This window comes from Vibrio sp. 10N.247.311.12 (assembly GCF_041467515.1).
GTDB classification, from domain to species: domain Bacteria; phylum Pseudomonadota; class Gammaproteobacteria; order Enterobacterales; family Vibrionaceae; genus Vibrio; species Vibrio crassostreae_C.
In genome coordinates this window covers 44390-62427 of the sequence record NZ_JBFSUV010000011.1, presented here as the reverse complement: position 1 = coordinate 62427, position 18038 = coordinate 44390, and the positions used below count along the sequence as shown (strand labels likewise).

Annotated in this window: 16 protein-coding genes; 7 read left to right on the top strand and 9 right to left on the bottom strand. The window is 45.1% G+C overall.

Annotated features, from left to right (window positions below; genetic code table 11):
* Positions 1 to 24 precede the first annotated feature (24 nt).
* From AB6E30_RS07055 to pspF, 7 genes are all read right to left on the bottom strand, one after another.
* A complete protein-coding gene (locus tag AB6E30_RS07055) occupies positions 25 to 804 on the bottom strand; it encodes a DUF2927 domain-containing protein (RefSeq protein ID WP_136979662.1) in 780 nt (259 codons plus the stop codon).
* Between the two features lie 36 nt (positions 805 to 840).
* Entirely contained in the window at positions 841 to 1623 is a 783-nt protein-coding gene (locus AB6E30_RS07050; RefSeq protein ID WP_017060304.1) for an ATP-binding cassette domain-containing protein, read from the bottom strand.
* Complete coding sequence (locus AB6E30_RS07045; RefSeq protein WP_017060305.1) at positions 1620 to 2621, bottom strand: oligopeptide/dipeptide ABC transporter ATP-binding protein; 1002 nt, start codon at positions 2619 to 2621, stop codon at positions 1620 to 1622. The genes AB6E30_RS07050 and AB6E30_RS07045 overlap by 4 nt, the downstream gene beginning before the upstream one ends.
* Entirely contained in the window at positions 2621 to 3508 is an 888-nt protein-coding gene (gene sapC, locus AB6E30_RS07040) for a putrescine export ABC transporter permease SapC (RefSeq protein WP_017065331.1), read from the bottom strand. The genes AB6E30_RS07045 and sapC overlap by 1 nt, the downstream gene beginning before the upstream one ends.
* On the bottom strand, positions 3495 to 4457 hold the full coding sequence (locus tag AB6E30_RS07035) for an ABC transporter permease (protein WP_372103078.1): 963 nt from the start codon (positions 4455 to 4457) through the stop codon (positions 3495 to 3497). The genes sapC and AB6E30_RS07035 overlap by 14 nt, the downstream gene beginning before the upstream one ends.
* Positions 4457 to 6079, bottom strand: coding sequence for an ABC transporter substrate-binding protein SapA (gene sapA, locus AB6E30_RS07030; RefSeq protein ID WP_017060308.1), 1623 nt, complete (start codon positions 6077 to 6079; stop codon positions 4457 to 4459). Before sapA ends, AB6E30_RS07035 begins: the two co-directional genes overlap by 1 nt.
* A 102-nt stretch (positions 6080 to 6181) precedes the next feature.
* On the bottom strand, positions 6182 to 7204 hold the full coding sequence (gene pspF / locus AB6E30_RS07025) for a phage shock protein operon transcriptional activator (RefSeq protein ID WP_017060309.1): 1023 nt from the start codon (positions 7202 to 7204) through the stop codon (positions 6182 to 6184).
* A gap of 273 nt (positions 7205 to 7477) precedes the next feature.
* Here pspF and pspA point away from each other — a divergent pair, with 273 nt between their 5' ends.
* The 7 genes from pspA to AB6E30_RS06990 all read left to right on the top strand — a co-directional run bounded on the left by pspA (position 7478) and on the right by AB6E30_RS06990 (position 14802).
* Entirely contained in the window at positions 7478 to 8149 is a 672-nt protein-coding gene (pspA, locus tag AB6E30_RS07020; protein WP_010440091.1) for a phage shock protein PspA, read from the top strand.
* 14 nt (positions 8150 to 8163) lie between these two features.
* On the top strand, positions 8164 to 8397 hold the full coding sequence (gene pspB, locus AB6E30_RS07015) for an envelope stress response membrane protein PspB (protein WP_004734605.1): 234 nt from the start codon (positions 8164 to 8166) through the stop codon (positions 8395 to 8397).
* On the top strand, positions 8390 to 8776 hold the full coding sequence (gene pspC / locus AB6E30_RS07010; protein ID WP_017065334.1) for an envelope stress response membrane protein PspC: 387 nt from the start codon (positions 8390 to 8392) through the stop codon (positions 8774 to 8776). The genes pspB and pspC overlap by 8 nt, the downstream gene beginning before the upstream one ends.
* A 158-nt stretch (positions 8777 to 8934) precedes the next feature.
* Positions 8935 to 9969, top strand: a complete 1035-nt coding sequence (locus tag AB6E30_RS07005) for an efflux RND transporter periplasmic adaptor subunit (RefSeq protein WP_372103075.1) — start codon at positions 8935 to 8937, stop codon at positions 9967 to 9969.
* A 1-nt stretch (position 9970) separates the two neighbouring features.
* A complete protein-coding gene (locus AB6E30_RS07000; protein ID WP_108208854.1) occupies positions 9971 to 11056 on the top strand; it encodes an efflux RND transporter periplasmic adaptor subunit in 1086 nt (361 codons plus the stop codon).
* Positions 11049 to 14159, top strand: coding sequence for an efflux RND transporter permease subunit (locus tag AB6E30_RS06995; protein ID WP_372103074.1), 3111 nt, complete (start codon positions 11049 to 11051; stop codon positions 14157 to 14159). The genes AB6E30_RS07000 and AB6E30_RS06995 overlap by 8 nt, the downstream gene beginning before the upstream one ends.
* 76 nt (positions 14160 to 14235) lie before the next feature.
* Positions 14236 to 14802, top strand: coding sequence for a DNA-3-methyladenine glycosylase I (locus tag AB6E30_RS06990; RefSeq protein WP_017065337.1), 567 nt, complete (start codon positions 14236 to 14238; stop codon positions 14800 to 14802).
* A 244-nt stretch (positions 14803 to 15046) separates the two neighbouring features.
* Here the strand turns inward: AB6E30_RS06990 and AB6E30_RS06985 are convergent, their stop codons facing one another.
* Together AB6E30_RS06985 and cls are read right to left on the bottom strand one after the other, a co-directional pair.
* Positions 15047 to 16231, bottom strand: a complete 1185-nt coding sequence (locus AB6E30_RS06985) for a cystathionine beta-lyase (RefSeq protein ID WP_017065338.1) — start codon at positions 16229 to 16231, stop codon at positions 15047 to 15049.
* Positions 16232 to 16419: 188 nt separating this feature from the next.
* Positions 16420 to 17874, bottom strand: a complete 1455-nt coding sequence (gene cls / locus AB6E30_RS06980) for a cardiolipin synthase (RefSeq protein WP_372103071.1) — start codon at positions 17872 to 17874, stop codon at positions 16420 to 16422.
* Positions 17875 to 18038 lie beyond the last annotated feature (164 nt).

The window sequence follows — 18038 nt, the reverse complement described above, 5'->3', positions numbered from 1 at the left end:
TAAGTTACTTCCAACGTATATTCGTCAATACCCAATCAACTGATACAAAGGCGCTTGCTGTGCGGCTTTAGAAGCTTGCTGAAGCACACCTGTTTTGCTGTATCTCTTGAGTATCTTTCGAACGATAGGTTTTACTTCAGATTTTGTCATTCCAGCTTTCAATTCTGGTTCATACAGCAATTGCAGTAGCACTACGTCTAACGGCGATAATAAGTCTTCTGGCGTGTGGTCGTTGAAAATAGAAGGGTAGGCTTTATCTGAATCATTCGGCAGGCCTAGAACTTGTGTGATCTCTTCCACGATACAGGCGACCAGCTTACCTCGCGATCTTGCCTGATCAACCGGGATTACAATCCCAGCGTATACAATCTCGCCTTTAGAATTGGTTCTATAGCCCGCCGTGCAGATGGCGCTATTTAAATGTTGAGTTGATTTGAGCTTGAGCACCGATTTCGCCTCAGATACCCACTGGCTCTGCCTTGTGTATATCCATTTAACGTTCGCTTCGGACTCTTTACTGACGATTGTTATTGGATGTTGGGTGACTTCAGATAAGTGTTTGATATGAAGATCTGTGATCTCTTGATGCAGTTCCTCATCGCCCACTCGATGATCGATCCAAATCTTGATCGGTTGTTTCCACTTGGCGAGCGGTTTGTTGCCTTGGGAGTATTCGTGTTGAAGCGCGACGTTATAAAAGGCAGTTTCGACGAAGCTTCTATCTAGCCATGTGAGCGGTGTGCTTGTCGCGTTAAAGGACAACAGCACCAACAAGAGGGGAAGCATTGAAGCTGTTCGATACATACTTTTCCCCTCTGCTAAATGTAGCGTGATTCCAGGTTAGTGGTTCGGCGCTTTGGAGAAATGGCTCTCAACCAATCTTTGGGTGATTTGGTGAGTTGGATTGGTTAGCACTTGATCTGTTTCCCCACTCTCAACCACATTGCCTTCATGCATGACAATAATCTTGTCGGTAATGTGCTTAACAATACCGAGGTGTTGAGATACATAAACGAACGATACGCCCATCTCTTCTTGTAACTCTAAGAACAGATTGATGATTTGCGAGCGCATTGCCATGTCCAAACCATTTAAAGCTTCATCAGCAACAATGATGGATGGCTGAAGTATTAAGGCACGAGCCAAACAAACCCTTTGTTTCTGGCCTGCAGCAAGCATCTGAGGGTAGAAATACGCATGTTCCGGTAGAAGGCCTACGCGCAGTAGTGTGTCTTTCACACGACGCATACGAGCTTCTGGAGGCATGTTGGTGTTTCGCTTTAATGGACCTTCAAGAATTCGACCGATCTGAATGCGTGGGTTTAGCGAGGTATTTGGATCTTGGAAGATCATTCGAATCAGCTTACAGCGAGTCGAGTAGTCCTTGTGCTCTAGCTTTTCACCGTTCACACGAATCTCGCCCGCAGTTGGCTCTACCATGCCCGCTAGCATTCTTGCTAATGTCGACTTTCCTGAACCATTCTGACCGATAAAACCAATTGTCTGGCCTGCTTCAAGAGAAAAGCTAACTGGCTTCACCGCCTGATGAATCTTTTTACGGAAAAGACCAGAGCGAGTCGTAAAGTCTTTAGACAAATCACTGACTTCTAATAATGCACTCATGATTTCTTTTTCTTCTCCATATTCAGAGGGAAGTGACAGTTGAACTTATGGTTCTTGATACGTTTCGTATGTGGGATCTCGACACACTGCCTTTGTGCGTATGGGCAGCGAGGCCCTAATCGACAACCAATAGGAAGATGTTGCAGCGGTGGAATTGACCCCGGCAAAGACTGGAGCTTCTCCTTGTGGGGAATCCAGTCGTTAAAGTCTGGCATCGCTTTTAACAAAGCAACGGTGTACGGGTGCTTTGGTGCATCCAACAGCTTCGGTGTATCAGCGGATTCTACCGATTGACCACAGTACATCACGGTAATGCGAGTCGCCCATTGGGTAATGGTGGTTAAGTCATGGCCGATCAACACGATGGTGGTGTTATTGATCTGGTTCATACGACTCAAAAGACGCAATATTTGAGACTGTGTAATTGGGTCTAAATCGTTGGTTGGCTCGTCAGCAATCAAGACTTTTGGCTTGGCAGCGATCGCCATTGCGATCATGACTTTTTGACACTCACCATCTGTCAGCTCATAAGAGTAACTGTCCATTAGGCGAGAGTGGTCTTTGATGCCGACTTTGTGTAGTAATGCGATCGCTTGCTTCTTACGCCACTTAAATCGTTGCCACCAACGACCTTCAAACGAATGGGAAGGGATCGCTTCAACGAGCTGGTTACCTACTTTTTCAGAAGGGTCAAGACACGTTGATGGCTCTTGGAAGATCATTGCGATATCGCGGGCGATCACTCGGCGTCTTTCTTTCGGCGTCAGTTGCAGTAGGTCGATATTACCTAAGCGCATTCGGTCTGCAGAAACCTTCCAGTTTTCTTTACATACTCCGACGATCGCTTTTGCAACCAAACTCTTACCTGAGCCTGATTCACCTACTAAGCCACGAATTTCCCCTTCATTGAGGGTAATACTCATTCGATCTACGGCTTTAACCATCCCTTGAGGGGTCTCAATCTCGATGGTTAGATGTCGAATATCAAGTAACGGCATTATTCGATTCCTGCATTTAGCGCTTGGCGAACACCTTCACCGACGAGGTTAATCACGATAACTGTAAACATAATAGCTAAGCCGGGTAGGGTAACTGTCCATGGCGCAAGGTAAATCAACTCGACCGAATCACCCAAGATGGAGCCCCATTCGGTACTCGGTGCTTGAGCGCCAAGCCCTAGGAAACCTAAAGCCGTGATATCAAGAATTGCGACTGACAGTGCCAGCGTAACTTCAAGAGCGATCACGGTAAGGATGTTCGGAAGGATTGAGTTCCATAGCAGGTAAAAATCGTTCGCACCATCAAGGCGAGAAGCCAGAATATAGTCTTTTTCTACTTCAGCATGCACGGCAATGTACACCGAGCGTATAAAGCGCGGGATCAGTGCCAAGCACAAGGCGAGCAAGATATTAAACTCCCCAAAGCCAAGGAATGCCACGAAGATAATCGCCAGCAGAAGAGATGGAATCGACATAACAGTATCAAGCAGGTGGTTTAGCGTGCTTGATAGTAAACCGCGCGTCATACCAGCAAGTACGCCAATCAGACAACCAATGACGGCTGCGATAAAGGTAATCACCACCGCGGCGCCGAAGGTTAACTGAGAGCCAATTATTAGGCGAGAGAGAATATCTCTGCCTAAGTCATCCGTACCCAAAAAGTATTCTACCGTTCCCGCAGGATCCCAAGAGGGCGGCGTTAATAGGTGACCGGTTTGTTCTTGTGCATCATGCGGGGCTAGCCACGGTGAAGTGACGGTGACCAGAATGATAAGCACCAAACACCACAAGCCAAACATAGCTAGATTATTGCTGCGGAAGCTGCGCCAGAAACGTTCGAACTGGGTTGGAATCTGTTCTTCTTGGTAGACGTTATTTGTTAGCATACCATTCCTTCCTTACCAGTGGATTGATCATCGCGCCCAGTAGATCGGACAGAATATTAGCGGTCAAAACTAAGGTAGCCACCACAATTACACCAGCTTGAATTGAAACGTAATCTTGATTCGATAAGGCATCCAATAACCAGCGGCCAATGCCCGGCCAGTTAAAGATAGACTCGGTAACAATAGCAAGCGTTAACATACTCGATAGCTGAACACCGACCTTAGGAATAATCGGAGGTATCGCGTTTCTTAGCACGTGCTGCGTGATGATCTCTCTAGTGGAAAGACCTTTAATTCGCGCAGCGCGGATGTAGTTTTGCGTCATTACTTCAGCCACTGACGCTCTCATCAATCGGATGACCTGAGTCGTTGGCGCCAGTGCTAAAACAAGACAAGGCAACGCCATGTGCTCGATAACACTTTGTAGTGCGTGCGCACGGTAGCGACCCTCGGCAAAAAAGGCGTCAATCATCGCGAATCCAGTCACGTGTTCAATCTCGTAAAGTAGGTCGTATCGGCCACCAACTGGGAACATTTCAAAGTGCAGTGAAAACACCATGATCATCAGCAACGCGACCCAAAATATAGGCGCAGAGTAACCGGCCATTGAGGTGAACGATATGGTGGTATCAACAAATTTACCTTGTCTCATACCAGCAATGGTGCCGAAAGGGATACCGATGATGAGTGCCAACACAAAGGCAAAGAAGCACAGCTCTAGCGTTGCAGGGAACACCAGGACCAACTCATCGATGATAGGCACACCGTGTTTGCTTAGGCCAAACTTTAGCGTCGATAATTCAGTGATATAGCTAATCCAACCGGGCCAAAAATCTTGAATTGCCCAAGGTGAGGTTTGGTCTAATCGAAGCAGGGAAAAACCTACCAAGGTCAGAATTCCTAGCGTAATAACGAATAAGTTTACACGTCTTAATGTATACCAAAACATTACTGCACCTCTCTTCTGACTTGATCAAAAGGTTGGGCATTGAAAGGACTTGCTTTAAAGCCTGTTAGCGAACGATCGTGCACGCGAAATTGCACGCCATGAGCTAAAGGAATCACAGGAACTTCTTCATTGAGAATGTTTTGGGCTTGTCGGTACAAGTTCACACGGTGCCTTTGTTGATTGATCTCTAATGCTAAGTCGAGAAGGAAATCAAAGTCTGAATTACACCACATCGAGACGTTTAACCCTGCACGCTCAGAGCTGCATGAGAGCAGCGGACGTAAGAAGTTGTCCGGGTCACCGGTATTGCCTATCCAGCCTGTAAGCAACAAGTCTGTTGAGGAAATAGAGGACAACTGTGTGCGGTCAAATCGGTCGTCGGTATAGAGTTTCAATTCAATACCAATATCGGCTAAGTTTGCTTGGATAAGTTCTGCCGTTTTTCTTGGACTTGGATTGTATGCGCGTGGCTCTAGTGGTACCCACATTGAAAGCTCTAACCCAGGTTCAACGCCAGCTTCTTTGAGAAGCGCAACCGCATAGTTTCGGTCGTAGCGAACTTGAACGCTGTCTTTTTGGTGAGCCCAAGAAGTCGGAGGAAGCAAGGTGTAGGCTTTGGTTCCTGTACCGTAATACACAGAATCAAGAATGTTCTGACGATTGATGGCTAAGTTGAGCGCTTTACGAACTCGAGAGTCACGCAGTGCAGGGTGCTCAGTATTCAGCGCGATGAAAGAGACATTAACCGCCGGAGTAGCAGAAATCTTCAACTCTTCATGAGCCTGAATAATAGGGATTTGGCTAGAAATTGGTGAGTTGAGCACGTCACACTCACTACGCAGAAGCTTGGCAAGTGTGCCTGTTCCACGTTGCGAAGTATCGAACACAACTTGGTCCATTTGTACTTCACCCTTCCAGTAGTGCTTGTTCTTTTTCAAGCGCACTAGGTCGTTGATTTGGTATTCATCCAAGTAGAAAGGGCCAGTGCCGACTGGATTGGAATCGATTCGATTTTTCTCATCCGCTGCAATGAGCTGATTGGCATACTCTTTAGAGTGAATGACCGCATAGCTGGTGGCGATGTTATTGAGAAACGAATTGTCTGGGCGACTTAATTGGAATTTCACTGTTAGGTCGTCAACCGCGGTGATATCGACAATCAGGGTCTTGAAGTCGATTCCGGCAAACCACGGGTATAGGCCGCCACCCACATAATGAAATGGGTTTGAACTATCAATGACACGTTCAAAGCTAAACACCACATCTTGTGCATTCATGCTACGAGTAGGGGTGAACCAGTCTGTCGTTTGGAACGCAACATTTGGGCGCAGTTTGAACGTGTACTCTGTACCTGATTTATCAACAGACCAACTTGTCGCCAAGTTCTGTTTTGGTCGGTACGTCATCGGATCAAGAGTGAGCAGTGTATCGAAAATTTGAGGACTCAGCGATTCTGCGGTAATGCCACTATCAACCAGCTGTGGGTTGAAGGTACTAGGATTACCTTGGCCGCAATAAATGAAGCCTTTTTCACGGATTTGCTCGTGATTCACACTCTCACCACATCCAGCGAGAAAGCTCAGCGTACAGATGCTCAGTGATAGTCTTATTAGTGCTTTCATAAAAAGAAATACTTTTCGAAACGAGGCGTTAGAGGAGCCTCAAGATCCGGACAATTTAACATTTTATTTATTCGGCTCCAAATAATAATCAAGCGTGGACAGCTATTTATCGTTAGCTTGTCCGACAATCGCGTACTTCCTCACCATTCCACGTAATTGGTTGTAGGTTAACCCAAGTAATTCTGCGGCTTGTTTCTGGTTATATTTGCTCTGTTTGAGGGCTTGGTTGAGTAGCTTGATGTCTTGTTGTTCTTGCCATGCTTTGTAATCAAGCGGCAAAGAAAACAAGCTCTCTGATGAAGTATGGCTGTTAGACGGCTCATTGCCAGTTTCCGGAGAGGAATCTTGCTCTGTTTTCCATGCGGGTTTAAATGGGTTAAACACCAAATATTCAATAGGATATGGATCTTTTCCGTGCTGATAGATAGCTCGCTCAATGACGTTTTTGAGTTCTCGTACATTCCCTGGCCAAGAATAATCCAAAAGCGATTCAACGGCAGAGGGGGCAAAGCCAACAAACAACTCCAATTCCAATTCACGACACATCTTAATGGCGTAATATTCTGCCAGTAGCATGATGTCTTCTTTTCGCTCACGCAAAGGAGGGATAGTAATGACGTCAAACGCCAGTCTATCTAATAGGTCTGCTCGGAATTCGCCCTTTAATGCCATGTCTGGTAAGTCGGCATTGGTTGCACACACCAGTCTGACATTGGCACTTAGCGCCTTTTGCCCACCGACACGTTCATATTGCCCGTATTCAATAACGCGCAGTAGTTTCTCTTGAACCGCAAGGGGAGTGGTCGCCAGCTCATCCAGAAACAGCGTTCCGCCTTCTGCTCTTTCAAAACGACCTTGATGACGCCCTTTCGAACCCGTAAAGGATCCCGATTCATGACCAAACAGTTCTGAATCAATCAAACCTTCACTTAAGGTTGAGCAGTTCAATGAGATCAAAGGTTGATCCCAACGTCTTGAAAGGTAATGCAGTCTTTGTGCGATCAACTCTTTACCTGTGCCACGTTCGCCAATGATCAGAATGGGTCTTTCTATTGGTGCGAGTTGGGAAACTTTATCTAACACAGAGAGAAAGCTAGGTGATTCACCAATGAGGTTCTGCTGCATAGCGGGTCCTTGTATGAATTAATCGCTGGAGAGGTCATGTAAGAGCCATAGTGGTGAAAAATACCAATACTTGGCTAAATTCATCATAGCATGGTTCGAGTTAATCACCATTTTATTGTAAGTGACTGATAATAAATGGCTTAAAAGTTGGCACGCTACTTGGATTATTTATGGTAGGTTTAACAACAAACGTAAATTTTTGAGCAAGTGGATTGATAAAGTCGCACAACGATTTGAAACGCATTTGCCATCATTGTAATTAAGGAGTTCCTCATGGGTATTTTTTCTCGCTTTGCAGACATTGTAAATTCAAACATCAGTGCACTATTAGATAAGGCTGAAGATCCAGAAAAGATGATTCGTCTTATTATCCAAGAAATGGAAGACACCTTAGTTGAAGTTCGTACCAACTCAGCAAAAGCAATTGCTGACAAGAAAGAGCTAGCGCGTAAAGTAGAAGCTATCGAAACACAGATTCTAGATTGGCAAAATAAAGCGACACTTGCCCTGACCAAACAACGCGAAGATTTGGCGAGAGCGGCGCTAATCGAAAAGCAAAAACTGGAAGACATCATCAAGAGCCTTCACACCGAACAAACCTTGGTTCATGAAACCATCGAAAAATTGACGAGTGAAATTGGTAAACTTGAAACAAAGATCGCAGAAACTCGTGCAAAGCAACAAGCATTAATGATTCGTAACAATGCGGCAAGCAACCGTCGTGATGTTCAAAAACACCTGCACTCAAGCAAAACCAACGAAGCAATGGCGAAGTTTGAGCAATTCTCGCGTAAAGTGGATGAATTAGAAGCTGAAGCGGACGTTTACGCTAAGACTGGCAACGCAAAATCTTTAGACCAAGAGTTTGCCGAGCTACAAGCTCAAGATGAAATCGAAAAAGAGCTAGCGAAACTGAAGCAACAAGTTGAAAACCGCGATAAATAATCTAGGAGTTGTCTATGTCAACATTTCTAATTGCAGGTCCACTGATTGTCTTTTTAATCTTCGTGGCACCGCTATGGTTATTCTTACATTACCGCAGCAAGAAGAAATCCAGCAATGGTCTTTCTGAAACGGATCTTCAACGTCTGCATAAGCTTTCTGCGCAAGCCGAATCCATGCAAGACCGAGTGAAAACGCTAGAAAAAATACTGGATGCGGAGTCGCCTAACTGGAGACGAAACTATGAGTAGAGAACTGTATCGCGACACGATTAACGGCAAATTGTCTGGTGTGTGTGCAGGGTTAGCGAACTATTTTGGCCTTGAAGTGTGGTTGGTTCGCATCTTAGTTATCTCAGCAGCACTGCTTGGTGGTAGTTTTCTGGTGTTATTAGCGTATTTAGCTTTGACATTTATGCTTGAAAAACAACCACCTCAGTATGTCGACCAAATGAAGGCGAAACAAGAGCATACGCTGAAGCAAAAGCCTTGGGAAAAAGGGCAAACTGCAGAGTCGCTATTGAACACTTTAGAGGGTGATTTCCAGAAGTTAGAGACCAGTGTCCGCAACATGGAAGCTTATGTCACCTCAGACACGTTTAAAGTGAATCGTGAATTTAAGAACATGTAGTGGTAAAACCTAAAAAGGATTAGATAACGGTTTAGGAAAATTAATTCCAAGCCGTTATTTTTTTTAATAATTTTCTCTAAATAAATCTTACGCTGACTGGTAAGTTACATGTGATTAATCTATGTTATAAAAATATTTATAGATATGGATGATCACCAATGTATAGAGCCTCCCTTGTCCTATTGACTGCCTTAGCTGGGTTGTCTGGGTGTGGTAAGGAGCTTCCTCCCGTGCCTGAACCTGAGTCCAGACCCGCCAAACTCTTCACTGTCTCCGTCGGTAATAATGCCTTTGAGCGTAATTTCCCTGCTACCACAGAAGCTGGTGACAGAGCGGTACTCGCATTCCGTGTTCCTGGGTTATTGCAGAGCATCGATGTGACCGCTGGGCAGCACGTGTCTAAAGGCGACGAGCTTGCTAAGTTAAATCCCGATGAATATCAACTACTCGAGAAGCAAGCAAAAGCGAATTTTCAGCTAGCCGATGTTCAATATCAACGTGCGATCAAACTTCGTAAAGATCGTGTGGTATCAGAGCAAGATTTCGACCAAGCGAAAGCGAACCACAATTCAGCTCGCGCGGTGCTTAATCAAGCTAACGCGAATCTTCGCTACACCACTTTGGTTGCGCCGTATGACGGAACCATTTCCATCATTCCTGCTGAAAACCATGAATACATTGCGGCTAAACAAGGCGTGATGAATATTCAAACCAATCAAATTCTTAAAGTCGTCTTCTTATTACCCGACCAACTTATTACGCGCTTTTCATCAGGGTTCGAGATGGATGCAACCATGGTTTTTGATGCGTTTCCTGAAAACTCTTACGTTTTAACCTTCCAAGAAGTGGATACCGAAGCTGACCCGAAAACAGGTTCGTACAAAGTCACCATGGTAATGGAAAGACCAACCGATGTGGGTATTTTGCCCGGTATGTCTGGCTCGGTAAATCTCGTTTCATCGTTAGCGGCGGCCACCAAAATACCAACGTCAGCAATGATGACTGATGGCGATGATGTCTCTGTGTGGCGCGTGAATAGCGACGGTATTGTTGAAAATGTCGCAATCATCATCGATGAAAAGCGCCATATTGTTTCAGGGTTGAACGATGGTGATCGCATCGTAACTTCTGGTGTTAATGGTCTTGAACCGGGCGTTAAAGTTCGAGAGTGGATCAAGGAAAGGGGGCTATAACATGAAAACACTTAAAGTGGCCGCTGGACTGTCGTGCTTGGCTTTACTTACGGCTTGTGAAGATAAACAAGTTGTAGAAGTGAATAACACGCCCTTGGTTAAAGCTATCGAGATTTCAGTCATCGACTTTAGCGACAAACTCTATTTCCCTGCGGTTGCAAACGCTGCCGAGAAGGCTCATCTCAGCTTTCGAGTCGCTGGTGAAATCAATAAGCTTGATGTGAAAGAAGGTGAGCGTGTTTCACGAGGAGACATCATTGCAGAGCTTGACCCTACTGATTATCAACTGGATGTCGACAATGCTCAGGCGCGTTACACGGTAATTAACAGTCAATACAGACGTTCAAGTCCGCTAGTGAAGAAAGGTTTATTGGCGAAGTCACAGTTTGATGAAATTGCTGCTCAACGCCAGATCGCTTATGCCGAACTGGAGCTCGCAAAACTGCGCTTGTCGTTCACTAAGCTTCGTGCCCCTGTTGATGGGATCATTTCTCGTGTCAGTGTTGATCAATATGAAAATATTCAGGTAGGCCAGCAGGTCGTGAACATTCACAGTGTCGAAGATGTTGAGGTTGTTATCCAACTGCCTGACCAGATTTACGTGAATCAGCCTAGCGAACAGCTGTTATCGAATGTTGAGGCTGTGGTAAGAGTACCCAGTGGCAATGAATACACGGCGGCTATTAAGGAGTTCACCACTGAACCTGACCCAAGCACGGGCACGTTCACGGTGACGCTTGCTCTACCTATGCCGGAAGATGATTTAATTCTGGATGGTATGGCCGTTGAGGTGACGTCAAATGGGCGAGATATCGGCTTGGAGTTAAAAGCTGGGGTACTTATCCCAATCGAAGCTGTGTTTAATGCGGATGGCGATGATTTAACGCGCCAGAACTCTTATGTATGGGTGCTTAACGACGACAAGACAGTCTCGAAACAACAAGTCGTGTTAGGAAAAGCAAACCAGGAAACATTGCAGGTAGTGAAAGGATTGGAAATGGGGCAGCATGTCGTTGTTGCAGGCGTATCGCGATTGCGAGATGGGATGACAGTGGAAGTATTGTCTCAGGAGACGAACAATGAGTGAAGTAAATAACAAGCCCCAAAATGACGATCAACAGGGTGATGATCAGATCACAGGTGTTGCTTCTTACTTTATACGTAACAAAGTCATTAGCTGGATGCTATCTCTGATCTTTCTTATTGGTGGTGTTTCAGCATTCTTCGGTTTGGGGCGTTTAGAAGATCCTGCCTTTACCATCAAAGATGCAATGGTCGTGACTTCATACCCGGGGGCAACGCCTCAGCAGGTGGAAGAAGAAGTTACCTACCCACTAGAGAAAGCGATTCAACAGCTTACCTATGTCGACGAAGTGAACTCTATTTCAAGCCGTGGCCTGTCTCAGGTAACGGTAACGATGAAGAACAACTACGGCCCAGACGATCTTCCGCAAATATGGGATGAACTTCGCCGAAAAGTGAATGATCTCAAGGGTGAACTGCCACCCGGCGTCAATGATCCTCAAGTCATCGATGACTTCGGTGATGTTTACGGGATTTTGCTGGCGGTGACGGGGGACGGCTATAGCTACAAAGAGCTGCTGGATTACATTGATTACCTAAGGCGAGAGCTAGAGTTGGTTGATGGGGTCAGTAAAGTCTCCGTTTCCGGCCAACAACAAGAGCAAGTGTTCATTGAGATATCGATGAAACGGATAAGCTCTCTGGGTCTGTCTCCAAGCACGGTATTTAATCTTTTATCGACTCAAAATATTGTATCAAGTGCGGGTGCGGTAAGAATTGGCGACGAATACATTCGAATTCATCCAACGGGTGAGTTCCAGAATGTTGAGCAGCTTGGCGATTTAATTCTGACAGAAGGTGGTGCTCAAGGTCTCATCTATTTAAAAGATGTGGCGAATGTAACTCGTGGTTATGTTGAAGTGCCAAGTAACATCATTGGCTATAACGGCAAGCTCGCACTTAACCTTGGTGTCTCTTTTGCGCAAGGCGTGAACGTAGTAGCGGTTGGTGAAGCGTTTGATCGAAGATTGGCCGAGCTAAAGTATCAACAACCCGTCGGCATCGACATCTCCGAGGTTTATAACCAACCTAAAGAGGTAGACAAGTCGGTAAGCGGATTTGTGGTGAGTTTAGGGCAGGCGGTTGCGATCGTAATCGTGGTGTTACTGTTCTTCATGGGACTAAGATCGGGCCTATTGATTGGTTTGATACTGCTATTGACCGTATTCGGTACATTCATTTTCATGCAGTACTTCAAAATCGACCTTCAACGTATTTCACTGGGCGCGTTGGTTATCGCCTTGGGGATGCTGGTGGATAATGCCATTGTGGTGGTGGAAGGGATATTGATCGGCACGCAGAAGGGGCGAACCCGGATGCAGGCCGCCACCGATATCGTAACCCAAACCAAATGGCCGCTGCTTGGTGCGACGGTTATTGCGGTGACTGCGTTTGCTCCAATTGGTTTATCTGAAGACTCAACAGGCGAATACTGTGGCACCTTGTTCACGGTGCTACTGATCTCCTTGATGCTGAGTTGGTTTACTGCCATCTCGCTCACGCCGTTCTTTGCCGACATGTTCTTTAAAGGTCAGAAGGTCGATCCAGATAACGAAGGTAAGGACCCATACAACGGGATGGTTTTTGTTATCTACAAAAACTTCCTTGAGTTCTGTATGAAGCGTGCTTGGTTAACCATGTTTGTTCTGATTATTGGTTTAGGCGCGAGTGTGTACGGTTTTGGTTTCGTTAAGCAAGCCTTCTTCCCGTCTTCAACCACACCTATGTTCCAAGTGGATGTGTGGATGCCAGAAGGTACCGATATTCGAGCGACCAATACCAAGCTTAAAGTGCTTGAGAGTTGGCTAGCTGAGCAGGACGAAGTTGAACATATCACGACAACCGCGGGTAAAGGCCTGCAACGTTTCATGCTGACTTATGCGCCAGAGAAAAGTTATAGCGCTTACGGTGAGATAACGGTTCGTGTGAAAAGTTATGAAGTACTTGAAGGGCTAATGAAACGCTTCCGTGAACATGTAAATGGTCAGTTCCCAGAGATTGACTACAAGCTTAAACAGATCGAATTAGGTCCTAGTGGCGGTGCGAAAATTGAAGCGCGAATTGTGGGTTCTGATCCAACGGTTTTACGTTCAATCGCTGCACAAGTGATGGACATCATGCGTGCTGATGACGGAGCATTTAACGTTCGTCATGATTGGCGTGAAAGAACTAAGGTATTAGAGCCTCAGTTCAATGAAAGCCAAGCGCGTCGTTATGGTATTACCAAGTCTGACGTTGATGATTTCCTAGCGATGTCTTTCTCTGGTAAGTCGATTGGTGTGTATCGTGATGGTACTACGTTGATGCCTATTGTGGCTCGTTTACCTGAAGATGAGCGAGTTGATATTCGCAACATCGAAGGTATGAAGATTTGGAGCCCGGCATTAAGCGAATATATTCCGTTGCAGCAAGTGACGCTTGGCTACGAATTGGAATGGGAAGATCCACTTATCATCCGTAAGAACCGTAAGCGTATGCTGACGGTAATGGCCGACAACGACCTATTGGGTGAAGAAACGGCTTCGACGTTACAGAAACGCTTACAGCCACAAATTGAAGCGATTGAGATGCCACCGGGTTATTCGTTGGAGTGGGGTGGTGAATATGAGTCATCTGCTGATGCACAAGCGTCTCTGTTTACCACTATGCCGATGGGTTACCTGTTCATGTTCTTGATTACCGTGTTCTTGTTCAACTCGGTCAAAGAACCGCTAATTGTTTGGCTAACGGTTCCATTAGCGCTAATCGGGGTAACGACAGGCTTATTAGCCTTGAATACACCATTTGGCTTCATGGCATTGCTAGGCTTCTTGAGTTTATCCGGGATGCTACTTAAGAACGGTATCGTACTGCTTGACCAAATTGAGATTGAGATGAAGTCCGGTAAAGATCCATATGTAGCGGTTGTTGATGCGGCACTGAGTCGTGTTCGTCCGGTATGTATGGCTGCGATCACCACCATTCTTGGTATGATCCCTCTACTACCGGACATCTTCTTTAAACCAATGGCAGTAACCATCATGTTTGGTTTAGGCTTTGCGACTGTACTCACGCTAATCGTAGTGCCTGTGCTGTATCGTTTGTTCCATAAAATTGAAGTGGCTTAACGTCAACTAACCTTTGAAATAATGCCCCTAATTGGGGCATTATTTTTATGTATGATTACTAAAAGAGACCATCGAAATGGAAGCTAATACAGTGGATAGAACGTGTGCATGGGCGCTTAAACATGAGCTTGAAAGGGAGTACCACGATGCAGAGTGGGGCGTGCCTGTTTATGATGATCAAGTTCTGTTTGAGTTCATTACTTTAGAAGGTGCTCAAGCAGGTCTGAGTTGGATTACGATCCTTAAAAAGCGTGAAGGCTATCGTGCCGCGTTCGATAATTACGATCTAAACAAGCTAGCTGAGCTGAATGAAGACAACGTGCCGCACATCATTGAAAACTTCGATGTGGTTAAACACAGGGGTAAGATTGCTTCGGTATACAACAATGCACGAGCAACGCTTGAATTACAGAAAGAGTTCGGCTCTCTTTCTAATGCCTTATGGCAATTTGTTGATAATGAAGTGATCGTGAATCAATGGACTGAGATGTCTCAAGTTCCCGCTTCTACCGAGCAATCTAAAGCGATGAGTAAGTTTTTGAAGAAGAGAGGCTTTAAGTTTGTAGGAGAAACAATCTGTTACGCATTTATGCAAGCAACAGGTATGGTCAATGATCATTTAGTCGGTTGCCCACACAAATAAAGTGTTATTTATTTCAGCGGAACAATCACTTAGAAATTGAAAAATTCATAGCCATTTTTTCATCGCTCTGAGATCTTTAAGTGGATGTGCTTTAAGGTTCAATATTGGCTTTGAAAGCTTCTGGACTATGAGCGGTTTGTATTATGAGCTGAAGTATCTGAATATGAGTATTTTGAGTTATGCTTTAAACAGAAAAAGGCAGGAATATCCTGCCTTTTTTGCATATTAGACCTATCGTCTCAGATTAAATCAGAGCGCTATAACGTTCTAATCCCGCCTCTAGATCAGCAATCAGGTCATCAACATCTTCTAACCCAATATGAACACGTATCAAGGTACCTTCGAAATTAGGATTGGCAACAGTTCTCAAGCTGTCAAAACTGCTTGGTTCGTTAGCTAGAATCAAACTTTCAAATCCACCCCAAGAGTAACCCATACTAAAATGTGTCATTCCATCAAGTAACGCTGTCGTCGCTTTGATATTAGAGTTGTTTAGTACAAAAGAGAACAAGCCATTACCGCCAGTAAAATCTCGTTTGAAGAATTCATGGCCTGGGCAAGACTCAAGAGCAGGGTGACGAACGTGGTTAACTTCAGGACGAGTCTCTAACCATTTTGCGACCTTCAAGCTGCTTTCTGCGTGTTGGCGTAGACGCACATCAAGAGTACGAATGCCGCGAAGCCCTAAATAAGCATCATCAGGTGAGACACATTGCCCCATCAAGTAACTTTGCTCTCTTAGTTGATCCCAGCATTTCTCATTGGCGACTGCCGTACCTAGCATCACATCAGAGTGACCCACGATGTATTTGGTCGCTGCTTGAATCGAGATATCAACACCAAAATCAAACGGTGAGAAGTTCACGCCAGCCGCCCAAGTATTGTCTAGCATAACGATGATGTCATGTTCATGAGCGATACGCGCTAGTGTTGGAATATCCTGCACTTCCATGGTGACAGAGCCTGGAGACTCAGTAAACAGCACCTTAGTGTTTGGCTTGATAAGGTCTTGGATACCTTCACCAATCGTTGGCTCGTAGTAAGTTGTCTCTACCCCCATCTTTTTCATGATGGTGTCACAGAAATCACGAGTAGGTTCGTAGCAGGTGTCAACCATTAAAATATGATCACCTGTTTCTACAAAAGAGAGAATGGCATTAGAAATGGCGGCCGTACCACACGGGTACAGTGCACAACCCGCGCCGCCTTCTACTTCAACCATCGCATCTTGGAAGGCAAAATGAGTGTTGGTTCCACGACGTCCGTAAAAAAGGGTCTTGTTAGCGCGGTTAATCGTAGCTTTACGCTTCTCTTCTACTGAGTTAAATACGACAGTTGAAGCGCGTTGTACTGGTGGGTTAACAACACCATTGGTCCACTTCTTATCACGACCGGCAGTGATAAGTTTAGTGGTTTTGTTCTCGGACATGCTGTGAATTCCTTATCAATCGGTTATGTCCTATTTAAAACATGCGAGTAGCCATCAAAGCAAGAGGGAAGAGAGAGTTTTTAACGTTTTCTTTTGCTTTTTAACTTTTCCTCGATTTGTGATGAAAAGTTAAAAAGCGATCGCAAAGATACTATTCGTTGCCAATGGTGGTCGGCGAGCGAGGAGTATTAGAGCAACGGGTTGAATAAATAGAACAGCCTCTCAAAGAAGCGATTACTAAGGTTTCTTTGCTCCCACTGTTCTAACTCTACAGAGTGGGATGAAGCGATATAAGATTTCTGCAGCTCAGACAGTTTTTGCGTGAAATGCACATCATCCACAGCCAGAGTCACTTCAAAGTTGAGCCACAAACTGCGCATGTCGATATTGACGGTTCCGATCAAGCAAAAATCTTCATCGATCACTACCGATTTGGTATGAAGAAGGCCACCGTAAAATTCATAGATCTTCACGCCAGCTTCAAGCAACTCGGTATAAAACGCACGAGAAGCCCATTTAACCATTAGTGAATCGTTATTGTGTGGAATGATCAGTTCTACAGTTACGCCGCGTTGAGCTGTCATCTTAAGTGTTTCGAGTAAGTCAGCACTTGGCACAAAATAAGGTGTAGTAATACGTACAGAATGATTCGCTTGATTGATGGCGATGGTCAGTACTTGTAAGATCAAATATTCCGGCATGCCAGGGCCAGACGGCACTACTTGAACCGGATGATGTGTCATGATTTCTTCAACTGGGCATTCAGGTATATCAGGGAGAATGCGTTCACCAGTCTCAACTTCCCAATCCCAGCCATGAATAGCGGATAACACATTAACGGTTGGCCCAGTCACTCTGACCATTACATCAATCCACTGACCAACGCCGGAACTTTGTTTGAAGTGAGCAGGATCGACCATGTTCATTGAACCCGTATAGGCGATAGTCTCGTCAATCACAATGATTTTGCGGTGTTGTCTTAAATCTAGGCGACGTAAAAAAATACGCCATGGGCTCACTTCTAGTGCTTGTACGACTTGAACGCCTGCGTCCTTCATCATTGACTGCCAGTGGCTTTTGAAAAAGCGAGGGCTACCGGCTGAATCGAGCAAAACTTTAACATCTACGCCACGTTTTGCAGCGCGAATCAGCGCAGAGGCAACCGAATCGGTCAGGCCACCTGGATGCCAAATATAGAAAACCATCTTGATACTGGTTTGTGCATTTTCTATATCTTCGATAATTGCGTGTAGGATCTCGTTTGGTGAAGATTGCAGCGATAGAGTGTTTCCACTGAGTGCAGGGATGCCCATTCGATTGTTACAAAGCTCGTCAATCTTATGGATAGGGGAGCCGACTTTCCCTGGTTGGTGAAGTTGGCAATCATTCAATTGACGGAACCAGTCGCCGAAAGGGGTAAACATACGATGAGCGCGTTCAGCCCTTTTTCTGCCTAGGTTTAGCTCACCAAAAAGGAAGTAACAAGCTACACCAACAATCGGGATAATGTAGATAACCATTAGCCAAGCAAGAGAAACGCTGACAGAGCGTCGTTTTAGTACAACACGAAACGTCACACCGGCTACGAGAACCCAGTACAAAACAACAGAGGCCAAAGTTAAAAAATGATAAAGCTTATCCACATTGAATACTCGAAAAAAGAGACACTTAGATAGTAATGCTATTTAACGGATATGGGAATTTAAGGATTCAACTATTTACAAAATAGAGCAAAAGATGTAAATAGGTTAAAGTTGTTAAGTTTTGGTCAACTTAAGAAGAAAACGATTGTTTTGTATGAAAAGTC